23 protein-coding genes and 1 pseudogene are annotated in these 26,296 nt (G+C 48.9%); 12 read left to right on the top strand and 12 right to left on the bottom strand.

Annotation, left to right across the window (positions count from 1 at the left end; all coding sequences use genetic code 11):
• Positions 1–21 precede the first annotated feature (21 nt).
• Together hemL and thiD are read right to left on the bottom strand one after the other, a co-directional pair.
• On the bottom strand, positions 22–1,314 hold the full coding sequence (hemL, locus tag IE082_RS04355) for a glutamate-1-semialdehyde 2,1-aminomutase (protein WP_189492131.1): 1,293 nt from the start codon (positions 1,312–1,314) through the stop codon (positions 22–24).
• 12 nt (positions 1,315–1,326) lie between these two features.
• Complete coding sequence (gene thiD, locus IE082_RS04350) at positions 1,327–2,220, bottom strand: bifunctional hydroxymethylpyrimidine kinase/phosphomethylpyrimidine kinase (protein ID WP_189492129.1); 894 nt, start codon at positions 2,218–2,220, stop codon at positions 1,327–1,329.
• A gap of 80 nt (positions 2,221–2,300) precedes the next feature.
• On the opposite strand from thiD, the gene IE082_RS04345 reads away from it, so the two are divergent.
• On the top strand, positions 2,301–2,465 hold the full coding sequence (locus IE082_RS04345; protein WP_189492125.1) for a rubredoxin: 165 nt from the start codon (positions 2,301–2,303) through the stop codon (positions 2,463–2,465).
• Between the two features lie 201 nt (positions 2,466–2,666).
• On the opposite strand, the gene dtd is transcribed toward IE082_RS04345, so the two are convergent.
• Together dtd and tyrS are read right to left on the bottom strand one after the other, a co-directional pair.
• Positions 2,667–3,122, bottom strand: coding sequence for a D-aminoacyl-tRNA deacylase (dtd, locus tag IE082_RS04340; protein WP_189492122.1), 456 nt, complete (start codon positions 3,120–3,122; stop codon positions 2,667–2,669).
• Positions 3,123–3,138: 16 nt separating this feature from the next.
• Entirely contained in the window at positions 3,139–4,377 is a 1,239-nt protein-coding gene (tyrS, locus tag IE082_RS04335; RefSeq protein WP_189492119.1) for a tyrosine--tRNA ligase, read from the bottom strand.
• A 232-nt stretch (positions 4,378–4,609) separates the two neighbouring features.
• Here tyrS and glnK point away from each other — a divergent pair, with 232 nt between their 5' ends.
• Both glnK and IE082_RS04325 read left to right on the top strand, forming a co-directional pair.
• Positions 4,610–4,948 (top strand): P-II family nitrogen regulator, encoded by a 339-nt coding sequence (gene glnK, locus IE082_RS04330; RefSeq protein ID WP_189492116.1) that lies wholly within the window; start codon positions 4,610–4,612, stop codon positions 4,946–4,948.
• 93 nt (positions 4,949–5,041) lie between these two features.
• The gene (locus IE082_RS04325; RefSeq protein ID WP_189492113.1) at positions 5,042–6,148 is read left to right on the top strand and encodes an anhydro-N-acetylmuramic acid kinase; all 1,107 of its coding nucleotides are present in this window, start codon (positions 5,042–5,044) and stop codon (positions 6,146–6,148) included.
• A gap of 79 nt (positions 6,149–6,227) precedes the next feature.
• Here the strand turns inward: IE082_RS04325 and IE082_RS04320 are convergent, their stop codons facing one another.
• The 4 genes from IE082_RS04320 to cysM form a co-directional block, all read right to left on the bottom strand.
• Positions 6,228–7,280 carry an LPO_1073/Vpar_1526 family protein gene (locus tag IE082_RS04320; RefSeq protein WP_189492110.1) on the bottom strand — a complete coding sequence of 351 codons (1,053 nt, stop codon included), beginning with the start codon at positions 7,278–7,280 and terminating at the stop codon, positions 6,228–6,230.
• Positions 7,270–7,530, bottom strand: coding sequence for a hypothetical protein (locus IE082_RS04315; protein ID WP_189492107.1), 261 nt, complete (start codon positions 7,528–7,530; stop codon positions 7,270–7,272). The genes IE082_RS04320 and IE082_RS04315 overlap by 11 nt, the downstream gene beginning before the upstream one ends.
• A 256-nt stretch (positions 7,531–7,786) precedes the next feature.
• Entirely contained in the window at positions 7,787–9,778 is a 1,992-nt protein-coding gene (acs, locus tag IE082_RS04310) for an acetate--CoA ligase (protein WP_189492105.1), read from the bottom strand.
• Positions 9,779–9,931: 153 nt separating this feature from the next.
• Complete coding sequence (gene cysM / locus IE082_RS04305; protein ID WP_189492101.1) at positions 9,932–10,843, bottom strand: cysteine synthase CysM; 912 nt, start codon at positions 10,841–10,843, stop codon at positions 9,932–9,934.
• Positions 10,844–11,008: 165 nt separating this feature from the next.
• Between cysM and IE082_RS04300 the strand changes: the two genes are divergently transcribed.
• Positions 11,009–12,544, top strand: coding sequence for a B12-binding domain-containing radical SAM protein (locus IE082_RS04300; protein ID WP_308429000.1), 1,536 nt, complete (start codon positions 11,009–11,011; stop codon positions 12,542–12,544).
• Positions 12,545–12,573: 29 nt separating this feature from the next.
• Here IE082_RS04300 and IE082_RS04295 read toward each other — a convergent pair whose 3' ends face one another.
• A complete protein-coding gene (locus IE082_RS04295) occupies positions 12,574–13,524 on the bottom strand; it encodes a D-2-hydroxyacid dehydrogenase (protein WP_189492093.1) in 951 nt (316 codons plus the stop codon).
• Positions 13,525–13,945: 421 nt separating this feature from the next.
• Here IE082_RS04295 and IE082_RS04290 point away from each other — a divergent pair, with 421 nt between their 5' ends.
• The 3 genes from IE082_RS04290 (at position 13,946) to IE082_RS04280 (ending at position 18,452) form a co-directional block, all read left to right on the top strand.
• Positions 13,946–15,316, top strand: coding sequence for a dicarboxylate/amino acid:cation symporter (locus IE082_RS04290; RefSeq protein ID WP_229809714.1), 1,371 nt, complete (start codon positions 13,946–13,948; stop codon positions 15,314–15,316).
• Positions 15,317–15,557: 241 nt separating this feature from the next.
• Complete coding sequence (gene gltS, locus IE082_RS04285) at positions 15,558–16,808, top strand: sodium/glutamate symporter (protein ID WP_229809713.1); 1,251 nt, start codon at positions 15,558–15,560, stop codon at positions 16,806–16,808.
• Positions 16,809–17,039: 231 nt separating this feature from the next.
• Positions 17,040–18,452, top strand: a complete 1,413-nt coding sequence (locus IE082_RS04280) for a sodium:proton antiporter (protein ID WP_189492090.1) — start codon at positions 17,040–17,042, stop codon at positions 18,450–18,452.
• A gap of 96 nt (positions 18,453–18,548) precedes the next feature.
• On the opposite strand, the gene IE082_RS04275 is transcribed toward IE082_RS04280, so the two are convergent.
• The gene (locus IE082_RS04275; RefSeq protein WP_189492087.1) at positions 18,549–19,715 is read right to left on the bottom strand and encodes a class I SAM-dependent methyltransferase; all 1,167 of its coding nucleotides are present in this window, start codon (positions 19,713–19,715) and stop codon (positions 18,549–18,551) included.
• A 105-nt stretch (positions 19,716–19,820) separates the two neighbouring features.
• Between IE082_RS04275 and IE082_RS04270 the strand changes: the two genes are divergently transcribed.
• Together IE082_RS04270 and IE082_RS04265 are read left to right on the top strand one after the other, a co-directional pair.
• Positions 19,821–20,618, top strand: a complete 798-nt coding sequence (locus tag IE082_RS04270; RefSeq protein WP_189492084.1) for an SDR family oxidoreductase — start codon at positions 19,821–19,823, stop codon at positions 20,616–20,618.
• 25 nt (positions 20,619–20,643) lie between these two features.
• Positions 20,644–21,042, top strand: a complete 399-nt coding sequence (locus IE082_RS04265; protein WP_189492081.1) for a dihydroneopterin aldolase — start codon at positions 20,644–20,646, stop codon at positions 21,040–21,042.
• A 145-nt stretch (positions 21,043–21,187) separates the two neighbouring features.
• On the opposite strand, the pseudogene IE082_RS04260 reads toward IE082_RS04265, so the two are convergent.
• A pseudogene (locus IE082_RS04260) lies at positions 21,188–21,721 on the bottom strand (aromatic amino acid lyase); the annotation flags it as partial.
• A 108-nt stretch (positions 21,722–21,829) separates the two neighbouring features.
• Positions 21,830–23,530, bottom strand: a complete 1,701-nt coding sequence (gene hutU / locus IE082_RS04255) for a urocanate hydratase (RefSeq protein ID WP_189492073.1) — start codon at positions 23,528–23,530, stop codon at positions 21,830–21,832.
• Between the two features lie 141 nt (positions 23,531–23,671).
• Between hutU and hutC the strand changes: the two genes are divergently transcribed.
• The 3 genes from hutC (at position 23,672) to prmC (ending at position 26,273) form a co-directional block, all read left to right on the top strand.
• Positions 23,672–24,370, top strand: coding sequence for a histidine utilization transcriptional repressor HutC (hutC, locus tag IE082_RS04250; protein WP_189492070.1), 699 nt, complete (start codon positions 23,672–23,674; stop codon positions 24,368–24,370).
• A gap of 98 nt (positions 24,371–24,468) precedes the next feature.
• Positions 24,469–25,404 (top strand): tRNA 2-thiocytidine(32) synthetase TtcA, encoded by a 936-nt coding sequence (gene ttcA / locus IE082_RS04245; RefSeq protein WP_189492068.1) that lies wholly within the window; start codon positions 24,469–24,471, stop codon positions 25,402–25,404.
• Between the two features lie 35 nt (positions 25,405–25,439).
• On the top strand, positions 25,440–26,273 hold the full coding sequence (gene prmC, locus IE082_RS04240) for a peptide chain release factor N(5)-glutamine methyltransferase (RefSeq protein ID WP_189492064.1): 834 nt from the start codon (positions 25,440–25,442) through the stop codon (positions 26,271–26,273).
• Positions 26,274–26,296 lie beyond the last annotated feature (23 nt).

Here is a 26,296-nt window from a genome sequence, read left to right as displayed (position 1 = left end):
TTTAAAGGTATTCATAAACCATTAAACTTGGTTCGCAATACGCGCAAATGCACGCTTAGCACAGTCAATCGTCTGCGCCACATCGTCATCCGTATGCGCCGCCGAAATAAATCCAGCCTCGAACGCAGATGGCGCGAGATAAACGCCCTCATCGAGCATGCCATGGAAAAAAGCGGGGAACAAGTCCACGCGCGAAGCCATCACATCCGCGAAACTCTTAGGCACTTGCTCTGAGAAGAATATACCAAACATCCCACCTTCTAACTCAGTTGAGAGCGGCACACCCGCAGCATGAGCTGCATGGGTCAATCCATCGAGCAACGCCGCGCCTTTGGCTCGCAAATTTTCATAAAAGCCAGGCGCCTGAATCAGCTTCATCGTGGTGTAACCTGCCGCAACGGCGACGGGATTGCCCGACAGTGTCCCCGCTTGATACACGCCGCCGAGTGGTGCCATGTGCGCCATGATGTCTGCTCGTCCGCCAAATGCCGCTACAGGCATACCACCACCGATGACTTTGCCCAGCGTGGTAATGTCCGCTTGAATGCCATACAAACCCTGAGCACATTGCAAGCCAACGCGAAAACCCGTCATAACTTCATCGATAATCAGCACCACGCCATGCTCAGTACACAAGTCCCGCAAGGCGTTCATAAACTCAAAGCTGGCGCGAACAAAATTCATATTACCCGCAATCGGTTCTAAAATCACAGCGGCAATTTGATCCCCTTTTTCGGCAAACAGGGTTTTTAGTGCAGGCACATCATTGTATGGCAGCACCAAAGTATTATTCGACACGCCCACAGGAACACCCTTTGAGCTTGGGTTACCCAAAGTCAACAAACCCGAACCCGCTTTCACCAGCAAGCTGTCTGAATGACCATGGTAACAACCTTCAAACTTAATCAATAAGTCACGCCCGGTAAACCCACGCGCCAGACGAATCGCACTCATCGTCGCTTCCGTACCGCTAGACACAAGGCGGACTTGCGCCATACTCGGCAGCATGGTACAGAGCAATTCGGCCATTTCGACTTCCGCGCGGGTTGGTGCACCGAACCCCAGACCTTGAGTCGCCGCCTCTTGCACAGCACTCACCACTTCAGGATGAGCGTGTCCCACAATCGCAGGCCCCCATGAGCCAACGTAGTCTATATAGCGTGTGTCGTTTTCATCCCACATATACGCGCCTTGGGCACGTTTGATAAAGCGTGGCGTACCGCCGACAGAGCGAAAAGCGCGTACAGGCGAATTCACGCCCCCTGGTGAGGTTAAACTGGCGCGGTCAAATAAAGCTTGGTTAAGATTGGTCATAAAAGAAGAAAATTATTGCAACGTAGTGGGAGATGGTGTGGGTCGTTTACCGCCCACGGTATCGGTGGTTTTGGTTTTTTCGGCATCCGCATCATCTGGTCGCGTCCAATAAAAACGATCGGGGATTTTTTTGCCCATGCCCATATTGATGCCATGCTGTAAGGTTTGCCAAGTGAACTCAAGCCCCTCACCAACCGCCTGTGGCGTCGGTTGACCATGGGCAATCAGTGTCGCAATCGAGGCCGACAAGGTCGTGTTCGCCCCCAAAAACGAATACGGTAAACGCGCCATCGCGTCCGAGCGCAACAAACCGCCTTCACCAAACAACAGATGCACCACCTGTGGCTCGGGCGCTTTTGCATCCGTCAATAAAACATACTCACAGCCCATCGACATCAAAGCGTGCGCGTGCGCATGCGCCAATTCATGAGCAGGAATACTTGAAAAATCATGGCGTATTTCAGCGAGCTGCTTGAGCAATGATTTTTGCGCAATGAGCAAGTGCGTATTTGGCAAAATCAACTCATGAATCGCCATGATAATCTCATCGGCGTCATTATCCTCATCATCGTCTGCCACCAAGATAGACGGCGCCAAAATCACAGGCACCTGTGGATAATCCGCAATGATTTCTGCGACCACCCGCACCACATTCAAGTCAGGCATCACGCCCACCTTAATCGCATCAATCACGGAGTCCTCAAGCAATGTGCGCGCCTGATCATCAATCCAGTCAGCATCAAGCGGGCACACCGCATCGAGCTGGCTAAAATCGCCAGTCAGCAATGCCGTCGGTATGGTAAATGCATTCGCCTCAAGGCTTGCACTCGTTAGTACATCAGCAGCGATACCTGCCCCCCCCGTCGGGTCATGGGCATTAAAACTCAGAATAATCGGTCGGCTCATGGTGTCGTCTTTCTTGATTTGGTACAATCGTATTGTACTCGTTTGCTCACCGTGGGTGAGTGCTTGAAAAAGGAAAAAGCATGAAAACTTGGATGTGTTTGATTTGTGGCTGGATTTATGATGAAGAGGCAGGCGCTCCCGAAGACGGCATCGCTCCAGGCACACGCTGGGAAGATGTGCCAATCAACTGGTCATGCCCAGAATGCGGCGCCCGCAAAGAGGACTTTGAGATGATGGAGTTTTAAATCAAAGCCCACAGACGCGTTTTTCTAACTTAGAGAAATGAAGTCATCCAGAGTATCTGTCAGGTCATGGCACGGGGAGCAAACGCTAACACGCGCTCCATGACCACACTAAGATTCACGACAACTGCGTCGGAGTCTTTTGCTATATATGAAACAGAGACCTTGATCACTCGACGCTGTTTCCCATAAACCAAAATACAGCTAAGACACCTGCAACCAAAACGTCACAGGTCCATCATTGACGAGAGACACTTGCATATCTGCCGCAAAAATACCTGTTTGCACATCACTGTGAACGACTCGGGCTTGTTTGACCCACTCATCATATAACGAACGAGCCAAATCTGGCGGGGCTGCTGGAGTGAAGCTCGCGCGCGTGCCACTATTCGTGTCTGCTGCGAGGGTAAATTGCGACACAATGAGCAAGCCACCGTGAGCACCATTGCCGTCAATATTTTGCACGTTGCGGTTCATTTTGCCTTGCTCATCGCTGAACATACGATAAGCAAGGACTTTTTTGAGCAGTTTGTCACTTATGGCAAACGTGTCGTTCTTTTCGGCACATAAAAACACCAGCAAACCCATATTGATTTGACCCGTGATGCTGCCATCGACTTCGACGGCAGCGCGTTTGACGCGCTGGAGTAAAGCAATCATGGTGGCTGACTGTCGCTTAATGAGTGAATGTGACTTTTGCAAAACGTCGTTTACCGACTTGCATCAAATACTCGCCAGCTGGCAGTTTAAGCCCTCTGTCTTTAACGACTTCGCCATTGAGCTTGAATCCACCTTGGTCAATCGCGCGGTTGGCTTCGGAGGCTGACTCAACCAAACCGGCGGCTTTCAGAATCCCACCTAGTGTAGAGGTAGCGGGTGATGACTCTACGGTGATACTTGGAATATCATCAGGTACGCCGCCTTTAGCGCGGTGATTAAATGCTTCCAGTGCCTGTTCAGCAGCTGATTGTGAGTGAAAACGGACGACGATTTCTTGCGCGAGGCCAACTTTTGCGTCGCGTGGATTGCGCCCAGCAGCAACTTCGGCTTTGAGTGCAGCAATCGCTTCAATAGATTGAAAAGACAACAAGTCATACCAAGTCCACATCATCTCATCCGAAATACTCATGACCTTGCCAAACATCTCGCTCGGCGCCTCGGTGATACCAATGTAGTTGTTTTTTGATTTGGACATTTTGTCCACGCCGTCCAAACCAACGAGCAATGGCATGGTGAGGATGCACTGCGGCTCTTGACCATATTCTTTTTGCAGAGCACGACCAACCAGTAAGTTAAATTTTTGATCGGTACCGCCGAGCTCTAAATCGGATTTGAGCGCAACAGAGTCATAACCTTGCATCAGCGGGTACAAAAACTCATGCACCGAAATCGGTACACCACTGTCATATCGTTTAGTGAAGTCATCGCGCTCAAGCATCTGTGCCACTGTATAACGCGACGCGAGCTGAATCATCCCTCGCGCACCGAGAGGGTCGCACCATTCGGAGTTGTAGCGAATTTCGGTTTTTGACTCATCGAGAATCAATGAAGCCTGCTTGTAATACGTTTCGGCATTGACTTTAATTTGCTCAGGTGTGAGCGGTGGGCGCGTCGCATTTCGACCAGAGGGATCACCAATCATCGATGTAAAATCACCAATCAAAAAAATCACCGTGTGACCCAAGTCCTGTAACTGACGCAGTTTATTCAGAACAACCGTATGGCCAAGGTGAATATCAGGCGCGGTCGGATCTAAACCCAGCTTAATACGCAAAGGCACGCCTGTGGCGGCACTTTTGGCCAATTTTTTGACCCAATCAGCCTCAATCAGCAACTCATCGCAGCCACGCTTGGTGATGGCGAGTGCTTTTTCAACGTCTGGGGTGATGGGATAGTTAGTCGCGGCTTCTGTCATAATGTACTCATATAATCCATATTGTGAATGGCCGATATTGTACCAACTCTGACCGCTGCCGCCCACCTGAAAAGCACAGCATTCAAAACGCACCAAAACAGTGCAAAATTTGCACCACAACAGCCGTAAAATCACCGTGTTTAGTGCTTTACATCACAATCGAATGTGGCACAATCCCATCAGACGTTGACGTAGGGCGTATCCCAAACCCACAAAAACCACGGAGCACACCATGAAAGAAATCACCGCCATCATCAAACCCTTCAAACTCGACGAAGTACGCGAAGCGCTCGCCGACGTTGGTATTCAGGGCTTAACCGTCACTGAAGTCAAAGGTTTTGGCCGTCAAAAAGGCCACACAGAGCTGTATCGTGGTGCTGAGTACGTGGTCGATTTTTTACCAAAAGTCAAAATCGAAGTGGTACTCGCAGACGAGCAGCTCAACCCTGCGGTCGATGCCATCATCAAGGCCGCTTACACGGGCAAAATCGGCGACGGCAAAATTTTTGTGCGCAATGTCGAAGAAGTCATCCGAATCCGCACAGGCGAAACAGGTATTGACGCGGTGTAATCGATGATCATTTGTCATTAATTGACACAGCATCACTGACAACAAAGCCCAAGTCGGTTAGACTTGGGCTTTGCTTTTGAGTTCAAAATAACTATGTTCACCCCTCCAAACTCCTCAATTTATTTCGGCGTGATGTCAGGTACCAGTTTAGATGGCGTCGATGTGGTGGCCTTTGATGTGACGCAACAATCCGTCGTCGGCGCATACAGCGTTGCATTTGATGAGTCTCTGCGCGCCGACTGTTTGGCATTACAAGCGCCGCAAACAGACGAAATCGCCCGCGCCCAAATCGTCGCAAACCAGCTCGCTGATTTATATGCCCAAGCCATTGACCAATTGCGCCAAAACCTATCGCTCGCGCATGAGTCCATCGCAGCAGTGGGTGTGCACGGGCAAACCATTCGCCACCGTCCCGAGCATAGTTACACCATTCAACTGAATCAACCTGCCCGTATTGCGGAGCAAACAGGTTTGACGGTGGTCTCTGACTTTCGGGCGCGAGACATCGCAGCAGGCGGTCAGGGTGCGCCGCTGGTGCCTGCATTTCACGATGCGATTTGGCGAGATAAGAGACTCAATCGTGTGATTCTGAATGTGGGCGGCTTTGCCAACATCAGTGTGCTTAATGTGGGTGCAGATGCGTTTGGCTATGACACGGGACCAGGTAATGTTCTAATGGATGCTTGGATTTCTGAACATCTGGGGCATACCTATGATGCGTCTGGTCAATGGGCCTCAACGGGCACAGTGCATCAGAACTTACTCAATCGTTTGTTGGATGAACCATACTTTCAGCAACCCCCACCCAAAAGTACGGGGCGAGATAGCTTTCATTTGCCGTGGTTATACAAACATTTAGCGGATTTTAACGACATCTCCGCCGCAGATGTACAAGCGACGCTGCTGCGCCTGACCTGCCAGACCATACTCAACGAAATCAACCGCAGCTCGGTGAACCTGCACGAACTCATCATCTGTGGTGGTGGCGCATACAACCAGCAGTTAATAAAACAACTCGCTCATGCCTTACCAGCGGTGCGTGTGCAAACATCAGCCGCCCATGGTATTGCGCCAGAGCATGTTGAGGCCGCTGCTTTTGCATGGTTAGCCGCTCAGACAATTCAAGGCAAAACCAGCAATTTACCGGCTGTGACAGGTGCGCGTGGTGCGCGAATTTTGGGCAATATCACATTAGCTTGAGCCAACATGAGACATAGCTGTTTTAGCGATAGATAGAGCATGAAGTTTCAGTAAAAAGCAAAACCTACTTTCTTATGCATCAGTTAATCCAAAGCGAAAGGTCTGTGAACTCACAGTTAAAGCGCTTGATATTGGCGTGACCTATGGCCATTCCGACACTAGTCAAATTAAAATGCTGCATTGCCGATTCATTCCATATATCGAAGACTTTCTGCATATAAGGGCGATTGGCAATCACCATTTCTTTTATCTCATAATTATTCATCTTTGAAATGTCAAATAGCGCTAGAATTTTTATCTTGTCCTCGTCTGACAACCCTTGTTCTGCGAGATACTTTTCCGCATTATTTTTATTGAGGCCCTTCACCTGAATCTTCGACGAGTCGTTGATGCAAGGAATGAAAAACCTAGCATCGAGGCCAACGGTGATTTCGCGATTAGTAATCTCAGACTCATCAAACCCCTTGACGAAAAGACCTTGATAATTTTGACCAAAGCTTTTTTCCAAAGGATCACCTACTAGGCTTGTTCCACAGCCAGCGAACTCAAGATGTTGGTAGCCTGCTTGGCTCTTTGAAAGCTTTTGGGCAAATGGCAAAACGTGTTTATCAAGGTACTCACCCAACAACTGGTGGTTCCCAACATTGTAATTTTGTGTGTACTTGAATAAAAAAATTACAGCCAAGGCAGCAAGCTGGTTATCTGTTAGCTTTGGTGCGGTGGCGATTGACTCATTGAGAACAATTTGGAGAATGTCCCGCTGGTCATACTTGCTTCGATCGACTAAGAGATCAACAAGTAAGTCGCCGAGGTCTTTGTCTCCGCTTCGAGCAAACTCCTTTTGAACGGTAAAGAGCGCATATTGAAAATCAGGGTCTCTTGCCTTTTGAAGGCCGTTTGGGAATTCCCGCTCAAGCTTTTCAATGATCTGCGTCGTTATTTCGTCAACTCTCGCGATGGCCGTATCTTTTGCCGCGCCGGTAAGTTCATTGAATGTTGCTTTCGCAACATCTAAAGCGATAGACCGAGCTTCAGAGGCTGTCACGCCTACATTTACTACCGTGACGTTACCACCCGCTTGGATTCCACTGCCGCCCTCAGCAACTTTTTGGTCTTGATCTTTACTCAGCATCTTTTGCCTTTTGACCGAGGCTTATCTCGCCTATTGTGATGTTACCGCCTGCCTGAATACCGACGCCATTCTCTGCAACTCCCTGCCTTTGAGTTGCTTGTTGCTCTGGCTTTTGACCCTTGTACCAAGCAGCTATTAAAGCTGTTATGGAGGTAACTATCGCAATCGCTGGCTCATAGTCAGGCATCTTGGTAAACCAAAGAATCGATCCGATTAACGCCAAGGTGCTCAAAATTCTAATGATTAGCATGTAGTGACTCCTGATATCTAAACGTTGAAAAACAATGACATTTTGTTTTCATTTTGCCGCTTATCCTATTGATTAAATTAAAAAACACAGATGCCCTCACACCGAATAACGCCAGTATAGATGCTGCCCCAAACAATAGCAAATAACTGACTAGTATTACTGCAAAACCGAAAAATGCCGTGATTTGTTTAAATAACACAAAAAAGGACGATTCACAAATCGCCCTTTTCCAACATTTCATTAGATCACACCAGCACTAAACCACACTGGTACGCAACTGATCCAAAATCGCAGGATTTTCTAAAGTCGAGGTGTCTTGCGTGATGGCCTCATCTTTAGCGATGGAGCGTAGCAAGCGACGCATGATTTTACCTGAGCGCGTTTTGGGTAGATTATCACCAAAGCGGATGTCCTTTGGTTTCGCGATTGGGCCAATTTCGTGTTTCACCCACTCGCGCAGTTCATTGGCCAGCTTAACGGCGGCTTCACCTTCTGGGATGGCACTTTTGAGCACCACGAACGCACAGATGGCTTCACCACTGACCTCATCGGGCTTGCCAACGACAGCGGCTTCCGCCACCATCGGGTGAGCCACCAGCGCAGATTCAATCTCCATCGTACCCAAGCGGTGTCCTGAGACATTGAGCACGTCGTCAATCCGCCCCATGATTTGAAAATACGTGGTGTCGCTGTGGCGCACTGCGCCATCGCCTGCGAGGTAATATCGTCCACCGAGCTCTTCGGGATAGTAGCCTGCCTTGAAGCGTTCTGGGTTATTCCAAATGGTGCGAATCATCGATGGCCATGGGCGTTTGATAACGAGTAAGCCACCCTGACCATTTTCGACATCCTCGCCGGTTTCATCGACAATCGCTGCCTGAATGCCGGGCAGAGGTAATGTACAAGAACCAGGCGTGAGCGGTGTCGCAGCAGGCAGCGGCGTAATCACATGACCACCCGTTTCAGTTTGCCAAAACGTATCCATGATCGGACAACGCTCGCCACCGACCTGTTTGTGATACCACATCCACGCTTCTGGGTTGATCGGCTCGCCGACCGTGCCCAAAATCCGCAGACTACTCAAATCGTATTTTTTGGGATGAACTTGCTCATCCATATCCGCCGCTTTAATCAACGAGCGAATGGCTGTCGGTGCAGTGTAAAAAATACTGCAACGGTGACGCTCAATCATTTGCCAAAAACGAGACGCATCTGGATAAGTCGGAATCCCCTCAAAAACCAATTGCGTCGCACCACAAGACAACGGCCCGTAGCAAACATACGTATGCCCCGTAATCCAACCAATGTCAGCGGTACACCAAAACACGTCCTGAGCAGTAATATCAAACGACCACTTCATCGTCTGTGTCGCCCACATCAAGTAACCACCTGTCGAATGCTGGACACCTTTGGGCGTGCCTGTTGAACCAGAGGTATAGAGAACAAACAGCGGATGCTCAGCATCGACCCATTCAGGCACACAATCAGTAGACTGCTGCGCGAGCAGAGGTTCTAAGGCCAAATCACGACCCACGACCATATCGCAACCCTGCTCCGTACGCTGATTCACTAAAACATGGCGAACCGTATCGCAACCACCCAATGCCAGAGCTTCATCAACCACCAATTTCAACCCCAGCTGTTTGCCGCCTCTAGTCTGTGCATCCGCAGTGATGATCAACACAGCGCCCGCATCAATCACACGCTCATGAATCGCTTTGGCCGAAAAACCACCAAACACCACAGAGTGCGTCGCACCAATGCGTGCGCACGCTTGCATAGCGACAATGCCCTCGATTGACATCGGCATGTAGATGATAACTCGATCGGATTTTTGCACGCCTAGGCTTTTGAGCACATTGGCCATTTGGCAGACACGAGCCAGTAATTCTGCATAAGTCACACGCGTCACTACCCCCGAATCGCTTTCGCTGATGATCGCTGTCACATCGCCACGACCTGCCAGTACGTGACGATCTAAACAGTTGTAAGACGCATTTAATAACCCATCGCCATACCAACGATAAAACGGTGCATTGGACTCATCAAGCGTCTGGGTGAATGGTTTATGCCAATCTAGGTTCTCTCGCCCCAAACGTGCCCAAAAACCCTGCTCATCACGAACAGCCTCAGCACATAGCGCCTCGTAGGTGGCCATATCAGGCACACTGCTAGTCGCTTTTAGGCTTGGAACGAATGAGCGTGTTTCGTTTAATACGCTCTGAATGTTTTGCGGATTTTGACTCATGATTGTCTCCTCATGAAAGTGGTTTATTTGATTTTGTGGACTCATCGTACTGACTGTCACTGACAGAACACTTACAGCACAGACTGTAGAAACGCATCTATTTTTTTATTTTTTAAACACATGCAAAAAATGGGGCGCAAAGCCCCATTTTTATCAAACATCAAACACCCCCGTCGACATATACCGATCACCACGGTCACACACGATGAAGACAATGGTTGCATTCTCCACCGTTTTTGCGATTTCTAAAGCACTCCACAACGCACCGCCCGACGATACACCTGCGAAAATGCCTTCTTCGGTGGCCATTCTGCGTGCGAATTCTTCGGCGTCTTTTTGCTCGACCAAAACCTCTTGATCGACTCGTGCAGCATCATAAATTTTTGGTAAATAAGCTTGTGGCCATTTACGAATTCCGGGGATACTGGAGCCTTCAGCGGGTTGTGCACCGACGATTTGGATTTTTGGGTTTTGGGACTTGAGATAGGTCGAGACACCCGTGATCGTGCCCGTCGTGCCCATCGCGCTGACAAAATGCGTCACTTCGCCGTGCGTGTCGCGCCAAATCTCTGGGCCTGTGCCACGTATGTGCGCCAACGGATTATCAGGATTGGCGAACTGATCGAGCACACGCCCTTTGCCATCGGCCTGCATTTTGAGCGCCAAGTCTCGTGCGTATTCCATCCCACCATCTTCGGCACGGGTCAAGATTAACTCCGCACCATACACCTGCATGGCCAAACGACGCTCGACCGACAAATTATCAGGCATGATGAGAATCATTTTGTAGCCACGCATCGCCGCCACCATCGCCAGCGCAATTCCCGTATTGCCACTGGTGGCCTCAATCAGGGTGTCACCTGGTTTGATGTCACCACGCTTTTCAGCTTCGACAATCATCGAATGAGCTGGACGATCTTTGACAGAACCCGCAGGGTTATTCCCCTCTAGCTTTCCGAGAATCACATTGTTGCGCGGCAAGCAGATATCCGCACCAATGCGCTGTATGCGCACCAAGGGCGTGTTACCGATGAACTGGTCAATGGTTGGGTAGGTGTGTTTCATGAGATTCCTCATTTAGGATGTGCGCCATTATAGCGCGTGAAAGATTTATTGGCTGACGCTGCGCAATGAGCGCAACTGCGATGGAAAAAACCGCAAAATAGTGCAGTGCCATTATGAGTAAGTATAAAAAGAACGATGATTTTGCCGTAGCGTATAATGACACCCATGATTACCTTAACCACACTCAACGCCCGTTATTCACACGCCTCACTGGGTTTGCGCTATCTGATGGCCAACCTTGGTGAGCATGCCACTCACACACGCATGGTTGAATACACCATTAAATCTGCAACCGATGAAATGGTGGCCGACCTACTAAGCGACGCGCCACGCATCATCGGTTTTGGTGTGTATATCTGGAATGTGAATGAAACTCTGGCGTTGATGCAAGCCGTCAAAGCCGCAGCACCCCAAACGATCCTCATCGTTGGCGGCCCAGAAGTCTCGTACGAAGTGGATCAGCAAGCCATCACGAAACTGGCCGATTATGTCATCACAGGTTGGGGAGAAATCACCTTACCCCAACTGCTCACGTCATTGATTGATGGGCCAAAACCACTGATGAAAACCCACATCGGTGTGCAAGCCAAGTTAGACGACCTCATCACGCCCTATCACCTCTACACGGATCATGATTTGGCACACCGCAACATCTATGTCGAAGCCTCACGTGGCTGTCCTTTTAAATGCGAATTTTGTTTGTCCAGCTTGGACAAAACCGCGTGGGCTTTTGATTTAGACCATTTTTTGCGCGAAATGGAAACGCTTTATCAACGCGGTGCGCGCACGTTTAAATTCGTTGACCGTACTTTTAATCTGAAGCCCGACACAGGACGGCGCATCCTCGATTTTTTCAGAGAAAAATTGAACGATGACGACCCGATTTTTGCCCATTTTGAAGTCATTCCCGACCATTTACCAGAGCTACTCAAAGAAGCGATTGCCGCTTTTCCCGCAGGCAGCTTGCAGTTTGAAATCGGTATTCAAACCCTCAACACCACGGTGCAAAAGCACATTTCGCGCAAGACCGACCTAACCAAAGCCGAAGCGAATGTGCGCTGGCTGCGCGAACACAGCCATGCTCACCTGCACGTGGACTTAATCGCGGGGTTACCGTCTGAAACCATGGCAAGCTTTGCCGAAGGGTTTGACCGACTGTATCAGTGGGATGCTCATGAAATTCAGATCGGTATATTAAAGCGTCTGCGTGGCACGCCGATTATTCGTCATACAGAAGCATTTGGCATGGTGTATTCAGAGGCACCACCTTACGAGATTATTTCTAATCACGATGTCTCACAAGCCGAATTAGACGCCTTCAAACATTTCGCCAAATACTGGGACGCGATTGCCAACTCTGGCCGTTTCAACCAAACATTACCACTCATCATGGCTGGTGCGTCTCCCTATGCGCGTTTCGCTGATTTATCACACTATTTAAATACCATCTGGCAACGCAGCCACAGCATCGTCTTAGAGAAGTTATTCACAGAAGTGGCCAATTGGCTGATGAGTCGTAGCGACGAATCAAATCACGACGACATTCGCCATGCCGTCACCGCCGACTACCTTGCCAGCGGCGCACAAGGTAAACTACCATGGATGACACGCGGCCTAACGATTCAAACCAAACAAAAAACGGACGGTAGCCTACTGGCCAGACAAGCCAGACACCAAACAATGACATCATCAGCTAACTAACCGACGAAAAAACCGTGCAAGGGGGCAAGTTAATAACCCCGCTCAAAACTCACCTGATACATCAAATCCTCTCCCGCCACAAATCGACGATGATTCTCAGCAAACACCCCAAACACCTCCTCTGGAAAACTCGGTGCTGCGGTATGTGAGGTCAATGTCAAGTTTGGCGTATCCCAAAACACATGATGCTCAGGTAACGGCTCCTCACGATACACGTCAAGCACCGCCGCCGAGATAATGCCGTTCGACAAAGCCGCTGCCAAATCGGCCTCTATGACAGCTTGCCCACGACCGACATTCATAAACACCGCCGAAGACTTCATCAGAGATAGAAAGCGCGCATCCACCACATTTTGTGTCGCAGGTGTATTGGGCAAAACATTCACGACATAATCAGCACGAGGCAACAAAGTTGGTAAATCAACGAAAGTGCCCACCTCATCCACATCACTCATCGGGCGGGCTGTACCCACCACCCCCAGCACCCTCATGCCAAAGAACCGCGCAGCTTGGGCAATGCCCATCCCAATGGAGCCTACACCCATAATCAATAGAGTTTTGCCACGCAGTACCCCATTGTGCTCGTTCAGCCAGCGTTTCTCTCTCTTGGCAGCCTCATGCGCCAACAAGCGCCGCTCATGTGCCAAGCAATGTGCCAGCACATACTCACTCATCAGCGGTGCGAATATGCCTCGAATATTGGTTAACGTATAGTCACGCCGCAACGAAGGTGCAAGCAACACCTCAACACCCGCCCAAGTCGATTGCAACCAAACCAAATTTGGCAAATAAGGCAACACCGCCAAAGCCAAAGATGGTTCAGCCAACAGCCACCGCACTGAGGCGCGTCGCAAGTCGTCGGCGGACAACACATCATCCAGACACTCTGTCACCCACCAATCCCGTAAGTCTTCTATCCGAGACTGCTCGGCAAAATGCTGGTAACTCAAAGCCGCCTTTGAAAGAATCAAACCCGTCATTTTCTGTCCCTATTTATTGTCATGAACGCCACAATCATGGTCTTTAGGCACAAAAAAACACCAAACTCGTGCAAAAACCACCCTAAAAAAACCAAAGCTTCAACCCACCCAAACCGTCCCTTATTCTGCACATTATAAAAAAACGAAACAATTAACTGCAAAGATAACGAACAACAGCGATAAGAAAGCCAAAAACAACAATTCACACACAATTATTGTTTTTTTCTACTCTGTCTCACATTAATGCTTGTAAAGACACGCACAGCCTTTATAATGCACCAGCTTTTTATAGCACACATTCTATCCACAGTCCATCCACTGCATGTGCTATAAAAAGCAGACTTTAGCACTATTAGAAACACACGTGGCGGGGGAGACAGTGCAGCACCAACCCCAACGCATCACACAAAAGGAAATAATTATGGCTAACATGAATAGCTCATCAAAAGGCGGCAGCGGTCGCTTAGCGATATACATCATTATTGCAATGATCTTAGGTATTATCTTCGGTTATTTGGTCAACACCAAAGCGATTAATGTCGATATGTCGTATATCGGTTTGTTATCGACGTTGTTTTTGCGTGCGATTAAAATGATTATCGCACCGCTCGTATTCTCGACTTTGGTCGTTGGTATCGCGCAAATGGGGCAAGGCAAAGCAGTTGGCCGCGTCGGTTTAAAGGCTTTGGGTTGGTTTATCATCGCCTCTGTCGTGTCATTGTTCTTGGGTTTGATTTTTGCAAATCTGTTCCAACCAGGTGTTGGCAGTACATTACAACCATTGACGCCTGAGCAAATCGCTGCAGGTAAAGGTAAATTGGATGGTTTCGCACAAGGGGTGAAAGATTCTGGTTTCGTCGCATTTATCACTGCACAATTGATTCCAACTTCATTCGCTGATGCAGCATCGGGCAATAAACTGCTGCAAATCGTGTTCTTCTCGGTTTTCTTTGGTGTGGCTTTGGGTGCGTTGGGTCCAGTGGGCAAAGGCTTAGTAGACATTTTGGAACAATTGTCACACGTCATGATCAAAATCACTGGTTATGTGATGAAAGCAGCGCCTTTCGCTGTATTTGCTGCCATCTCTACCGTAGTTGCGCAACAAGGTTTGGGCGTATTGGTAACTTACGGTAAATTCATGGGTACGTTCTACATCGCTTTGTTCGTACTGTGGGCATTGTTGGTATTTGTCGGCTACTTGTTCTTAGGCAAACGTGTATTCACATTGCTCAAAGAAATCAAAGAAGCCTTTTTCTTGTCGTTCGCAACCGCATCATCAGAAGCCGCCTATCCAAAAATCTTGGACGCGTTGGATCGCTTCGGTGTCAACCGTAAGATTTCCAGCTTTGTTATGCCTTTGGGCTACTCGTTCAATCTTGACGGTTCAATGATGTACTGTACGTTTGCTGCGTTGTTCATCGCTCAGTTTTACGGCATCCACTTGGATTTTGGTACGCAATTGGCCATGTTGTTTACATTGATGGTGACATCTAAAGGTATGGCGGGGATTCCATCAGCATCATTGGTGGTGATTGCAGGTACTTTGGCACAGTTTGGCTTGCCAGTTGAAGGTATGTTGTTGATTTTGGGCGTTGACCGCTTCCTCGACATGGGTCGTTCTGCAACCAATGCAGTGGGTAACTCAGTTGCATCTGCTGTGATCGGCAAATGGGAAGGCGAGTTGCTCTCCGTTGAAGACGCAGCAAAACGCGCGGCGATGATTGAAGAAGAAGCTGCTGCAACCTTGAGCCACCATGTTGAATCAGACAAAGGTCATCACAACATGGGCTAATCATAATGTGATTGGTTTTGATAAAAAAGCGAGCTTCGGCTCGCTTTTGTCTCACATCAATGCTTGTAAAGACACGCACAGCCTTTATAATGCACCAGCTTTTTATAGCACATCTATCCACAGTCCCTCCTCCGCATGGGACATGCGCTGCAAAAAGCAGACTTTAGCACTATTAGAAACACACGTGGCGGGAGAGTCAGTGCAGCACCAACCCCAACGCATCACGCAAAAGGAACTTATCATGGAAATAACAGAAATTAAACTTAATATGGCGACGACGGTAGCGATTGCTGCTGTACTCATCGTCATTGGCGAGTTTCTCAAAAAACGCATTTCCGTTTTGGAGCGCTTTTTCATCCCCAGTCCAGTCATTGGCGGCTTGCTGTTCTCAATCGTTTCATTGATTGGCTACCAAACAGGTGCATTTAAGTTCGCATTTTATTCAGACATGCAGGACTTTTTGCTGCTGGTATTCTTCACAACCATCGGCTTTATGGCGTCATTTGAGTTACTCAAAAAAGGCGGCACGGCAGTCATGATTTTCTTAGCAGCTGCAGTGATCATGGTTATTATCCAAAATACTGTGGGCACGACTTTGGCATCGGCTTTGGGCATTCACCCGCTCATCGGCTTGTCTGCTGGCTCTGTCTCATTGACAGGCGGTAATGGTACATCCGCGGCATTCGGCCCATTGCTCGAAAAAGCAGGTGCGGTTGGCGCAACACCTGCCGCCATTGCTTCAGCAACTTGGGGTTTGGTGTTTGGCTGCTTGATTGGCGGTCCAGTGGCATCGCGTTTGCTCAAACGCCACAAGCTTGACTCAAGCATGGTAGACACCCCATCTGTTCCACAAAACATTGAGACAACTTCTGAAACCAAATCAACCACAACCGACACATCTTTGTACGCCATTATCTTGATCGCTCTGTGTATTGGTGTCGGTTATATCATTACAGATCCTATAAACATCGGTTTAAAAGCCTTTTCAGCGTTTTTGACTGGCGTGTTGGGTGTGAAAATCAGTATTGCGTTGCCAAGTTACTTACTACCAATGCTGGTAGCAGTCATCGTTCGCAATGTGATTGATGCAAAAAACTGGACTTTACCAGTTGCCCAGTTTGACATCATCGGCAATGTGTCCTTGATGTTCTTCTTGACCATGGCACTCATGTCTATGAAGTTGTGGGAATTGGCCGGCATTGCTGGTCCACTCGTTATCATCTTGATCGTACAAACCATCTTAATGGCTCTGTTTGCTTACTTCATCACATTCCGTGTTATGGGTAAAAACTACGATGCAGCGGTGATGTCTGCAGGCCACTGTGGTTTTAGCTTGGGTGCGACACCAAACGCGATGGCAAACATGCAGTCATTCACCAAAGCAAATGGTCCATCTTTGAAAGCATTTTTTGTCGTACCTTTGGTTGGTTCATTGTTCATTGACCCAATCAATGCCATCATCATTTCTTTGTTCATGGGCTTTTTTAGCTAATGTTTGATAATGGCTAAAACCAGTCTGCAATTGAACAGATAAACGAAAAAGCGAGCAGAAATTCTGCTCGCTTTTTGTCAAGGTTTATATAAGATTTTAACTGACAGCAAATTTCACCAAAATGGTGCGAACTTTTAATGATGGCACTTTAACCACACACGCGACAGTGTTATGATGCGCGACTCGCTTTTCAGTGAGTGCGACTAAAATAACCTTTAATGGGGACAATGTATGCACACAAAAACAATCACATTATTTTTACTGGCTCTTGCCTCCTGCCCAGCCTTAGCCGCAGGCGGCAGCATGTCCGAACTGAGCTTGATGTGGGCCATTCCATTTATCGGCATATTGCTATCAATCGCCCTATTTCCCCTGATCGCGCCGCATTTTTGGCATCATTATTTTGGTAAAATTGCAGCATTTTGGATGCTGTTGTTTATGGTCCCAGCTGCGATGCGTTTTGGGGGCAATGAGCTGATTCACATTGTGACGCATGCGCTGGTTGCGGAGTACATTCCATTCATTATTGTTATTGCCTGTTTGTATATTATCTCTGGTGGCATTTACATCAAAGGTAATCTGCACGGCACCCCCAAGCTCAACACCGCGATACTGGCCATCGGCACCGTGCTTGCTTCCATTATGGGCACGACAGGAGCCTCCATGCTGCTGATTCGACCACTGCTGCGCGCGAATGACAACCGAAGGCATAAAGTGCATGTCGTCGTGTTTTTCATCTTCCTTGTCGCAAATATCGGTGGCTCACTGACGCCACTGGGTGATCCACCGTTGTTTCTCGGTTTTTTAAAGGGTGTTCCGTTTACATGGACATTGGAAAACATTTGGTTGGATACATTGGTTTCTACAGTGATTTTGCTGCCTTTGTTCTACGCCATTGACAGTTATTACTTTCACCGTCGTGAAGAGCAGTTGCCCGCCATCATGGATCCAACGCCTGACACCAAACGCATCTCGTTTGATGGCGGCTTGAACTTTCTCTGGCTTGCTGGGGCAATCGGTTTCGTTCTCATCAGCGGCTTGTGGAATTCTGGGGTCTCATTTGATATTCTCGGTACACCAGTGACATTGCAGAATTTGGTTCGTGATGCGGGCTTGATTTTAATGGCCGCATTGTCGTGGAAAACCACGGCAATGAAAGTGCGTGACGAGAATCAGTTCAACTTCGGTCCTGTGTTTGAAGTGGCGAAATTATTTCTCGCGATTTTCATCACCATTGCCCCCGTGATTACCATGTTGCAAGCAGGTTTGGATGGGCCGTTCGCAGGCTTGATTGCCGCCGTACACACTGATACGGGTGAGCCGATTGTTTGGCGCTATTTCTGGGCAACAGGGATGTTGTCTGGCTTTCTCGACAATGCACCGACTTACCTTGTGTTCTTTAATTTGGCAGGTGGCGATGTCACCGAGCTGACCACCCGTTTGGCCAGCACACTGGCTGCGGTTTCGGCTGGCTCCGTGTTCATGGGCGCATTAAGTTACATCGGTAATGCTCCTAACTTCATGGTCAAAGCCATCGCCGAACACAGCGGCGTTAAAATGCCATCGTTTTTTGGCTACATGGCTTGGTCATTTGCGATTTTGATTCCGTTGTTCGTGCTGCTCACGTTTTTGTTTTTCATTTAAGACACAAACGGCATCAACAAGCATGTGAAAAGTCTGGTCATTCTGACCAGGCTTTTTTATTGTTTACCACCCACGTTGGGTTTATTTGGAGTCTTATTATAAACTGTCTATTCGGTCTCCACGCTCAAAGCCCAACAATGCATCATTCTCATCCCAGCCCAAGCCTTTTTGCCACGCCATGACTTTAAACAACTCGCCCATTTCTGCCTCGGACAGTAGCTTACTCACGCGATTGGCGTGTATCCGTTGTTGCTCTGGTTCTATCTGTGACAACAAATTCAAAAGTCCTGTGTTGATGAGAAAATTGGCTTGATTTGTATATCCCACAGCAAATAAATGTTCTAAACACCCCGCCTCTTTCAATGCAGAGAAATTCACATGGGCTGTGATGTCCTGTACACCTGGATAATAGAGCGCGTCATCATGCGCCACATGCTGAATGTGACACATCAACGTGCCCGTATTGCGTTGCGGATGGTAAAGCTCCTTGGCAGGAAAACCATAATCAATCATCAAAACAACGCCACGCTTTAAGCACAACGCCAAACTTTTAATAAACGCCGCCTGCTGATGTTGCGTTTCTGAGAGATACGTCGCGCCTGACTCACGAAGTGCTGCTTGCCAAGAGTCACTGGTTGGCAGCCGTTCCGTTGTTGATCTGTCTGCATACTTCAGCTGACCGTTCTCATGCACAACGCCCCGCTCAAACCAGTCACCCAGCTTCATACCCACGAGTTTGACAGGCATGGCATCGAGCACTTCATTGCCCACAATCAGCCCCTCAAAATCAACAGGCAGGGCATCTAACCAAATAATATTGTGAAATCCCACGTCAGCCAAAGTCGCCTGCTGCTGCGCTCTCAAAGTCGCAGACAATTCCAAAATATAATACTGCGCCTTGACGCCTGATTTAGCCAAATGCGTGAGCACATCGGCAGCCAACTGCCCTGTGCCCGCCCCAATTTCGAGCATTTGATTAGAGCCAATCCGTTCAAAAACCTCCAAAGCCTGCTCCGCCACACAAGCGCCAAACAAAGGCGAGAGCAAAGGTGCAGTGATAAAATCGCCCTTTACGCCAAACTCAGAAAACGGTGAACCATCGTTGCTGTAATACCCCAAGCGTGGTGTGTACAAAGCCGCATTCATGTATTCATCGAACGGTAACCACCCCTGATGAGCGTTAATGAGTTGGATGATGTGTTGGACTAAATCAGCGCTGCGGCTGATTTGTGCAGCAGAAGGTGTGGGCAAAGAAGCAGACATGGGTTTTCGTCAGACGGGAAAGGGTATAATGTGGTGTCAGTGAATCAAGCGCTCAAGAGATATTCGAGCACTCATCAAACTTCATTTCTCATTTTACCGCAAACCATGCCCATCAAATCCACCTTTCCGAACTCTTTACCACGCACGGCGCTGGTCACAGGTGGCGCACGGCGCATCGGGCGCGTGCTTTGTTTGGCATTGGCTCAGGCGGGATTTGGCGTTGCGGTACATTATGGTCAATCACAAGACGATGCGTTGAGGCTGGTTGATGAGATTCGCGTGGCAGGCAGACAGGCTTTTGCCTTGCAAGCAGATTTATCAGATGAGTTTTCTGTACATCATTTGGTCAACGATGCCCGCGCTGTGTTGGGAGATATTGGTGTACTGGTCAACAACGCTTCTTTGTTTGAATACGATTCACTCACCCAAGAAGACCCTTTATCACTTGCGCTGTTTGAACAACATTTCAGAGCCAACACCTTCGCTCCCATCGCGCTCATGCAGCAGTTTGCCGCCCAAATTAACGAAACACGCACTGGTGTGGTCATTAACATTCTTGATCAAAAGCTGCACAACCCCAACCCTGACTTTTTGAGCTATACCTTATCCAAAGCCGCTTTGTCACACGCCACCACACTCGCAGCGCAAGCGCTCGCGCCACGTGTGCGCGTGGTTGGCATTGCACCAGGTATCAGCCTACCGTCTGGTGACCAGTCAGAAGCTGACTTTCAATCAGCCCACCAGCAAACCATTTTGCAACACGCCTCAGACCCCGCCGATATCGCTGATGCCATGTTGTACGCGATTGGCGCGAAAAGCATCACGGGCACAACACTGCTGGTCGATGGAGGACAACATTTGACCCCACAAGCGCGCGACGTGATGTTTACGCATCGTGCTTAATTGATTAACCTAAAAGACCATCCACATGCTCACACACCCCATTACCCCCGAACTCTCAGCCTTACTGGTTCACTGTCGCTGTATTTTCATCCGCGATTATGAGCTGCAAGTCTCCATCGGTGTTTATGACCATGAGAAACATGCACCGCAAACCATGCGCTTTAACGTCACCGCTTTCGTCAAACGTGAATCTGCCAGTCCAAAGCACGATGGACTCAACGAAGTCATTGATTATGACTTCGTGCGCAACACCATCACCGAGCATGCCAAAGGCGCCCACGTCCAACTGCAAGAAACCCTGTGCGATCGCATCGGCGAGACATTGCTCAAAAAGTCAGCCATCGTCGCAGCATACATCAGCAGTGAAAAAACCGACATTTATCCTGATTGTGATGCGATTGGTGTGGGTGCTTGGTATTTGTGATTGATAACATCAGTCATGATCTCATCAGAATAAAAAAGGGCGCAATCAATCGCGCCCTTCAAACAAACCGTACCGATATTTACAAGACCACGCCAGCCTTCACCACAGTCTTACAAGCATTGTGTCCTATGCTGTACGCCAAATCCGCAGGACGCGCAATATCCCAAATAGCCAAATCCGCTGAATAACCAACGGCCAGCAAAGCCAATGTCATGTGCGACAACGGCGCCAAGTCACCCGACGCGCCCACTGAACCCTTCACAGGTATCAACGGTATAATGCCTGCGTTAAACATCGCAATCATGGTATCAATCACCACGGCACGAATCCCTGAATAACCGCGTGCCAAGCTGGCAATTTTCATCAACATCACCAATCGAACCACACCATCTGACAAGGGCTCACCTGTCCCGACTGAGTGCGACAAGATTAAATTGCGTTGCAACTTTTCAAGCTCCTCATCGGCAATGCGTGTTTTCGCCAGCAGGCCAAAACCTGTATTGATGCCATAAGCCGCATCACCTTTGGCGATGATGTCCGCAACGGTCTGTGATGAAATATTGATGTTTTCATGGGCAGACGCCTCTAATGAAACCACGGTGTGCTCAGCCCAGACGCTGCGCAAATCATTGAGCGTGAGCTGACTCGGTTTAATGTGTAAAGTGTGAGTGGTCATCATCAGTCCATTTATATCTGTATTGGGAAAGCTGGGACATCTACTATGCTTCCCTGCTGTGTGTATTTCTTGTACCTAAAAAGAATGGCCACATGCTGACGTCAGCACGTTTTAGTCATTGAGCATCGGCAGATTGAGTCCTTGTTTCTTCGCAGTCGCTTTGGCCAAATCATAACCCGCATCGGCATGTCGCATCACACCAGAACCACAATCATTAACCAATACACGGGCCAAACGCGCTGCGGCGGCATCCGTACCATCGGCCACAATCACCATACCCGAGTGCTGCGAGTAGCCCATGCCCACGCCGCCACCGTGGTGTAAAGACACCCAGCTCGCGCCACCAGCCGTATTGAGCAGTGCATTGAGCAACGGCCAGTCTGATACCGCATCCGTGCCATCCATCATGCTTTCCGTTTCGCGATTCGGTGACGAGACCGAACCTGTGTCTAAGTGATCACGGCCAATAACAATGGGGGCTTTGAGCTCACCGCTTTTGACCATTTCATTAAACGCCAAACCAGCCAAATGACGCTCGCCCAAACCCAACCAGCAAATCCGCGCAGGCAAACCTTGAAACGCAATGCGCTTTTTCGCCATGTCTAACCAATGGTGAACGTGCTTGTTGTCAGGGAACAATTCTTTGATTTTCGCATCGGTTTTGTAGATGTCCTCTGGGTCACCAGACAATGCCACCCAGCGGAACGGGCCTTTGCCTTCACAGAACAATGGGCGAATGTAGGCTGGAACGAAGCCTGGGAAATCAAACGCATTGGCCACGCCTGTGTCATAAGCGACTTGGCGAATGTTGTTGCCATAGTCCACCGTTGGGATGCCCATGCTTTGGAAATCAAGCATCGCCTGAACATGCACCGCGCATGATTGCGCAGCGTCATTCATGAGCTTGGCGTGCTGTTCTGGGTCATGCTGTGCCGCTCTCCATTGTGCCACTGTCCAACCGCTGGGTAAATAACCATTAATCAGATCATGTGCGGATGTTTGGTCGGTCACCAAGTCTGGCTTAATCCCGCCCGCTTGAGCTCGTTTGACCAACTCAGGCAAAATGTCCGCCGCATTACCCAGCAAACCAATCGATACGGCTTCTTTACGGTCACAGTGGTATTTGACCAATTCGAGCGCATGATCCAGATTGTCAGCAATTTTATCCAAGTAACGTGTGCGAACGCGGAAGTCCAAACTCGATTGTTGGCATTCAATGTTCAGCGATACAGCACCTACGAGCGTCGCGGCCAAAGGCTGCGCACCACCCATACCGCCCAAACCGGCAGTCAGAATCCAACGACTGCCCCAGTAACCACCGAAGTGTTGGCGACCCGCCTCGACAAACGTCTCAAATGTGCCTTGTACAATGCCTTGCGAGCCAATATAAATCCAGCTACCCGCTGTCATTTGGCCGTACATGAACAAACCTTTTCGGTCTAGCTCATTGAAGTGCTCCCAATTCGCCCACTTGGGCACCAAGTTCGAGTTAGCGATGAGCACGCGCGGCGCATCCGCATGGGTTTTAAAGACGCCCACTGGCTTACCAGATTGCACAAGCAAGGTCTCATCATCATTGAGTTCTTTGAGCACTTCGAGGATTTTGTCATAACAAGCCCAATCACGAGCAACGCGGCCAATACCACCGTAGACAACAAGGTGCTTCGGGTTTTCAGCCACTTCTGGGTCAAGGTTATTCTGAATCATGCGATAGGCCGCCTCAGCATGCCAGCTTTTGCACACTTTTTCACTGCCACGGGGTGCGCGGATCCCTCTTTGTTCATCAAAACGGGGGTCATGGGAAAAGTTCATGGTCACCTCCTAAATAAATAGTATATACAACTTTAATTTAACAAAATATAGTTGTCAATACAATTTATTGAGAAAAAGCACTTGCTGCAAAAAATGGACAGTAAACACAGTAAAATGTCCTGATCCAACCGAGGCTCAACCATGACCACCTTACCCGCATACCAAAACATCAAAAACCACATCCTTGAGGCCATCCACAACGGCGTTTGGAAAGAAGGTGAAGCCATACCCGCAGAAATGCAGCTGGCAGAACAATTCGGTGTCTCGCGCATGACGGTCAATCGTGCCATGCGCGAACTCACCGCAGAGCAAATCGTCACACGCATTCAAGGCTCAGGCACGTACGTGGCGCAGCAAAAATACCAGACCACCCTTGTCGAAATCAAAAGCATCGCTGACGAAATCCGCGCTCGAGGCCACAAGCACCGTAGCGAGCTACAGCAACTGTCGCAATCAAAAGCCAGCGATTCGCTCAAAGCTTTATTTGAACTAAAAACCAAAAGCACTCTTTATCATTCACTCATCGTGCATTTTGAAAACGATATACCCATACAAGTTGAAGACCGCCGGGTCAACGCGGCCATCGCCCCAGACTACTTAAAACAAGACTTTTCACGCATCACAGCGAACGAATACCTCATGATGGCCGCACCTTTGCAAGGTGTTGATTACCAAATCGAAGCCATCACTGCGCCCGAGCACATCGCAGCACTCTTGCATATCAGCACTCACGAGCCTTGCCTTGTCCTACACCGAAAAACACGTTCGATGGGTTGTGTCGCGTCCATCGCAACCATGTGGCACGCAGGCACACGTTACCGCTTTTCGGGTGGGTTTTAAAATGCGTGGCATCTAAAACCAATAAGCCACACAACAGGATGCGCCGCACCTTGCCATTTTGCTTTAAAATCCTGTTTTATCCATTTTAAGTCCGCATCATGAATAGCCCCACAACGTTCCCCACCAAGGCCGAACAAAAAGTCCAATTCGAAAACAACAAATTAGAAAAGCGTCTATGCCGCCAAGTCGGTGAAGCGATTGGCGACTACAACATGATTGAAGATGGCGATAAAGTCATGGTCTGCTTGTCTGGCGGTAAAGACAGCTATGCCATGCTGGATATTTTGCTCAAGCTGCGCGAGCGTGCGCCGATTCATTTTGACATCGTGGCGGTGAATCTCGATCAGAAGCAGCCTGGGTTTCCTGAGCAAGTTTTGCCTGCTTATTTAACAGAGCTCGGCGTTCCCTTTCACATTGAGACGCAAAACACCTACAGCATTGTCACCCGCGTCATCGAAGAAGGCAAAACCACTTGTGGCTTATGTTCTCGCCTACGCCGTGGTATTTTGTACCGCGTGGCGGACGAACTCGGTGCGACCAAAATCGCACTTGGTCACCACCGCGACGACATCCTCGAAACATTTTTATTAAATCTTTTTTATGGCGGCAAGCTCAAAGCCATGCCACCGAAACTCGTCTCGGACGTCAAAAAACATGTCGTGATTCGACCACTGGCTTATGTGCAAGAAAAGGATTTAGAGCGCTACGCCCAAATCAAGCAGTTCCCCATCATTCCTTGCAATCTGTGTGGCTCGCAAGAAAACCTGCAACGCCAAGCCATGAAAACAATGCTCAACGAGTGGGACAAAAAATTCACAGGCCGAGTGGAAAACATGTTTGCCGCCATGTCCAGCGTCGTGCCTTCTCATCTACTCGATGGTAAATTGTTTGACTTCAAAGGGTTGACTGTTGACACAGAAGTCGAGCAAGGCGATGTGGCATTTGATGAAGAACCTTGCGGGACAAATAGTACAGAACCACTAGAGTTGAATGATTTGAACACCATTCGCCCTCAAACGATTCAGTTTGTGTGAGCGTGGTTAAAGCTGTAACTGCAATCGAAAACCAAATGAAGCCATCCTCCACCATCCAGAGTCACTTACGTGCGGGCGTGCTACCTACACTTGAGATGCGTATGCTGCTCACGGTAGCCACAGGACTGTCACACGTACAACTCATCAGTCGAGCCCATGATGTCATAACAACTACACAGATGATGACACTTGACGCCCTGGTCACACGCCGATTATCGGGTGAGCCGATGGCTTATATTTTGGGTTCACGAGAGTTTTTTGGACGCGATTTTTTGGTGTCACCTGCGGTGCTAATTCCTCGCCCTGACACAGAGTTACTGGTTGAGGTAGTTTTGAATTTACCATCCCGTACACAAAACATTCGTGCACTTGATTTGGGTACTGGTTCAGGAGCTATTGCCATCACTCTCGCATGTGAACGCCCTGATTGGCGCGTTTGTGCGGTCGATGTCAGCGGTGCCGCTTTGATGGTGGCTAGAGAGAACGCCACTAGACTGGATGCGCATGTATCGTTCTTTGAAAGTGATTGGTTTTCGGTGTTTCAAGGCAGCAATGCACAGTTCGATATCATTGTCAGCAATCCACCCTATATCGAACCAGCTGATGAACACCTGAGCCAAGGAGACGTACGATTTGAACCGATAACAGCATTGACGGATGGCATTGATGGATTATCCTGTTATCGCACTCTACTACTCGAAGTCGCCACGCATTTGGCGGTGGGTGGACACTTTGTCGTGGAGCATGGTTTCACACAGGGCGAGGCAGTACGAGATTTGTTTGCCCAAGCTGGCTTCTCAAGCATACAAACACACAGAGACTTAGCGGGACATGAGCGTGTCACTTTGGGCATTTTGCAAGGACTATGATGACGGCGACTCACCAGACTCAC

This window comes from Formosimonas limnophila, from assembly GCF_014652675.1.
GTDB lineage: Bacteria > Pseudomonadota > Gammaproteobacteria > Burkholderiales > Burkholderiaceae > Hydromonas > Hydromonas limnophila.
The sequence above is the reverse complement of the archived record's forward strand: the minus strand, read 5'-3'. Positions and strand labels throughout refer to the sequence as shown.

Excerpts from the sequence above, each read along its gene's own strand:
- hemL (WP_189492131.1), bottom strand. The coding sequence starts at position 1,314 with ATGACCAATCTTAACCAAGCTTTATTTGACCGCGCCAGTTTAACCTCA.
- thiD (WP_189492129.1), bottom strand. The coding sequence starts at position 2,220 with ATGAGCCGACCGATTATTCTGAGTTTTAATGCCCATGACCCGACGGGG.
- IE082_RS04345 (WP_189492125.1), top strand. The coding sequence starts at position 2,301 with ATGAAAACTTGGATGTGTTTGATTTGTGGCTGGATTTATGATGAAGAG.
- dtd (WP_189492122.1), bottom strand. The coding sequence starts at position 3,122 with ATGATTGCTTTACTCCAGCGCGTCAAACGCGCTGCCGTCGAAGTCGAT.
- tyrS (WP_189492119.1), bottom strand. The coding sequence starts at position 4,377 with ATGACAGAAGCCGCGACTAACTATCCCATCACCCCAGACGTTGAAAAA.
- glnK (WP_189492116.1), top strand. The coding sequence starts at position 4,610 with ATGAAAGAAATCACCGCCATCATCAAACCCTTCAAACTCGACGAAGTA.
- IE082_RS04325 (WP_189492113.1), top strand. The coding sequence starts at position 5,042 with ATGTTCACCCCTCCAAACTCCTCAATTTATTTCGGCGTGATGTCAGGT.
- IE082_RS04320 (WP_189492110.1), bottom strand. The coding sequence starts at position 7,280 with ATGCTGAGTAAAGATCAAGACCAAAAAGTTGCTGAGGGCGGCAGTGGA.
- IE082_RS04315 (WP_189492107.1), bottom strand. The coding sequence starts at position 7,530 with ATGCTAATCATTAGAATTTTGAGCACCTTGGCGTTAATCGGATCGATT.
- acs (WP_189492105.1), bottom strand. The coding sequence starts at position 9,778 with ATGAGTCAAAATCCGCAAAACATTCAGAGCGTATTAAACGAAACACGC.
- cysM (WP_189492101.1), bottom strand. The coding sequence starts at position 10,843 with ATGAAACACACCTACCCAACCATTGACCAGTTCATCGGTAACACGCCC.
- IE082_RS04300 (WP_308429000.1), top strand. The coding sequence starts at position 11,009 with ATGATTACCTTAACCACACTCAACGCCCGTTATTCACACGCCTCACTG.
- IE082_RS04295 (WP_189492093.1), bottom strand. The coding sequence starts at position 13,524 with ATGACGGGTTTGATTCTTTCAAAGGCGGCTTTGAGTTACCAGCATTTT.
- IE082_RS04290 (WP_229809714.1), top strand. The coding sequence starts at position 13,946 with ATGGCTAACATGAATAGCTCATCAAAAGGCGGCAGCGGTCGCTTAGCG.
- gltS (WP_229809713.1), top strand. The coding sequence starts at position 15,558 with ATGGAAATAACAGAAATTAAACTTAATATGGCGACGACGGTAGCGATT.
- IE082_RS04280 (WP_189492090.1), top strand. The coding sequence starts at position 17,040 with ATGCACACAAAAACAATCACATTATTTTTACTGGCTCTTGCCTCCTGC.
- IE082_RS04275 (WP_189492087.1), bottom strand. The coding sequence starts at position 19,715 with ATGTCTGCTTCTTTGCCCACACCTTCTGCTGCACAAATCAGCCGCAGC.
- IE082_RS04270 (WP_189492084.1), top strand. The coding sequence starts at position 19,821 with ATGCCCATCAAATCCACCTTTCCGAACTCTTTACCACGCACGGCGCTG.
- IE082_RS04265 (WP_189492081.1), top strand. The coding sequence starts at position 20,644 with ATGCTCACACACCCCATTACCCCCGAACTCTCAGCCTTACTGGTTCAC.
- hutU (WP_189492073.1), bottom strand. The coding sequence starts at position 23,530 with ATGAACTTTTCCCATGACCCCCGTTTTGATGAACAAAGAGGGATCCGC.
- hutC (WP_189492070.1), top strand. The coding sequence starts at position 23,672 with ATGACCACCTTACCCGCATACCAAAACATCAAAAACCACATCCTTGAG.
- ttcA (WP_189492068.1), top strand. The coding sequence starts at position 24,469 with ATGAATAGCCCCACAACGTTCCCCACCAAGGCCGAACAAAAAGTCCAA.
- prmC (WP_189492064.1), top strand. The coding sequence starts at position 25,440 with ATGAAGCCATCCTCCACCATCCAGAGTCACTTACGTGCGGGCGTGCTA.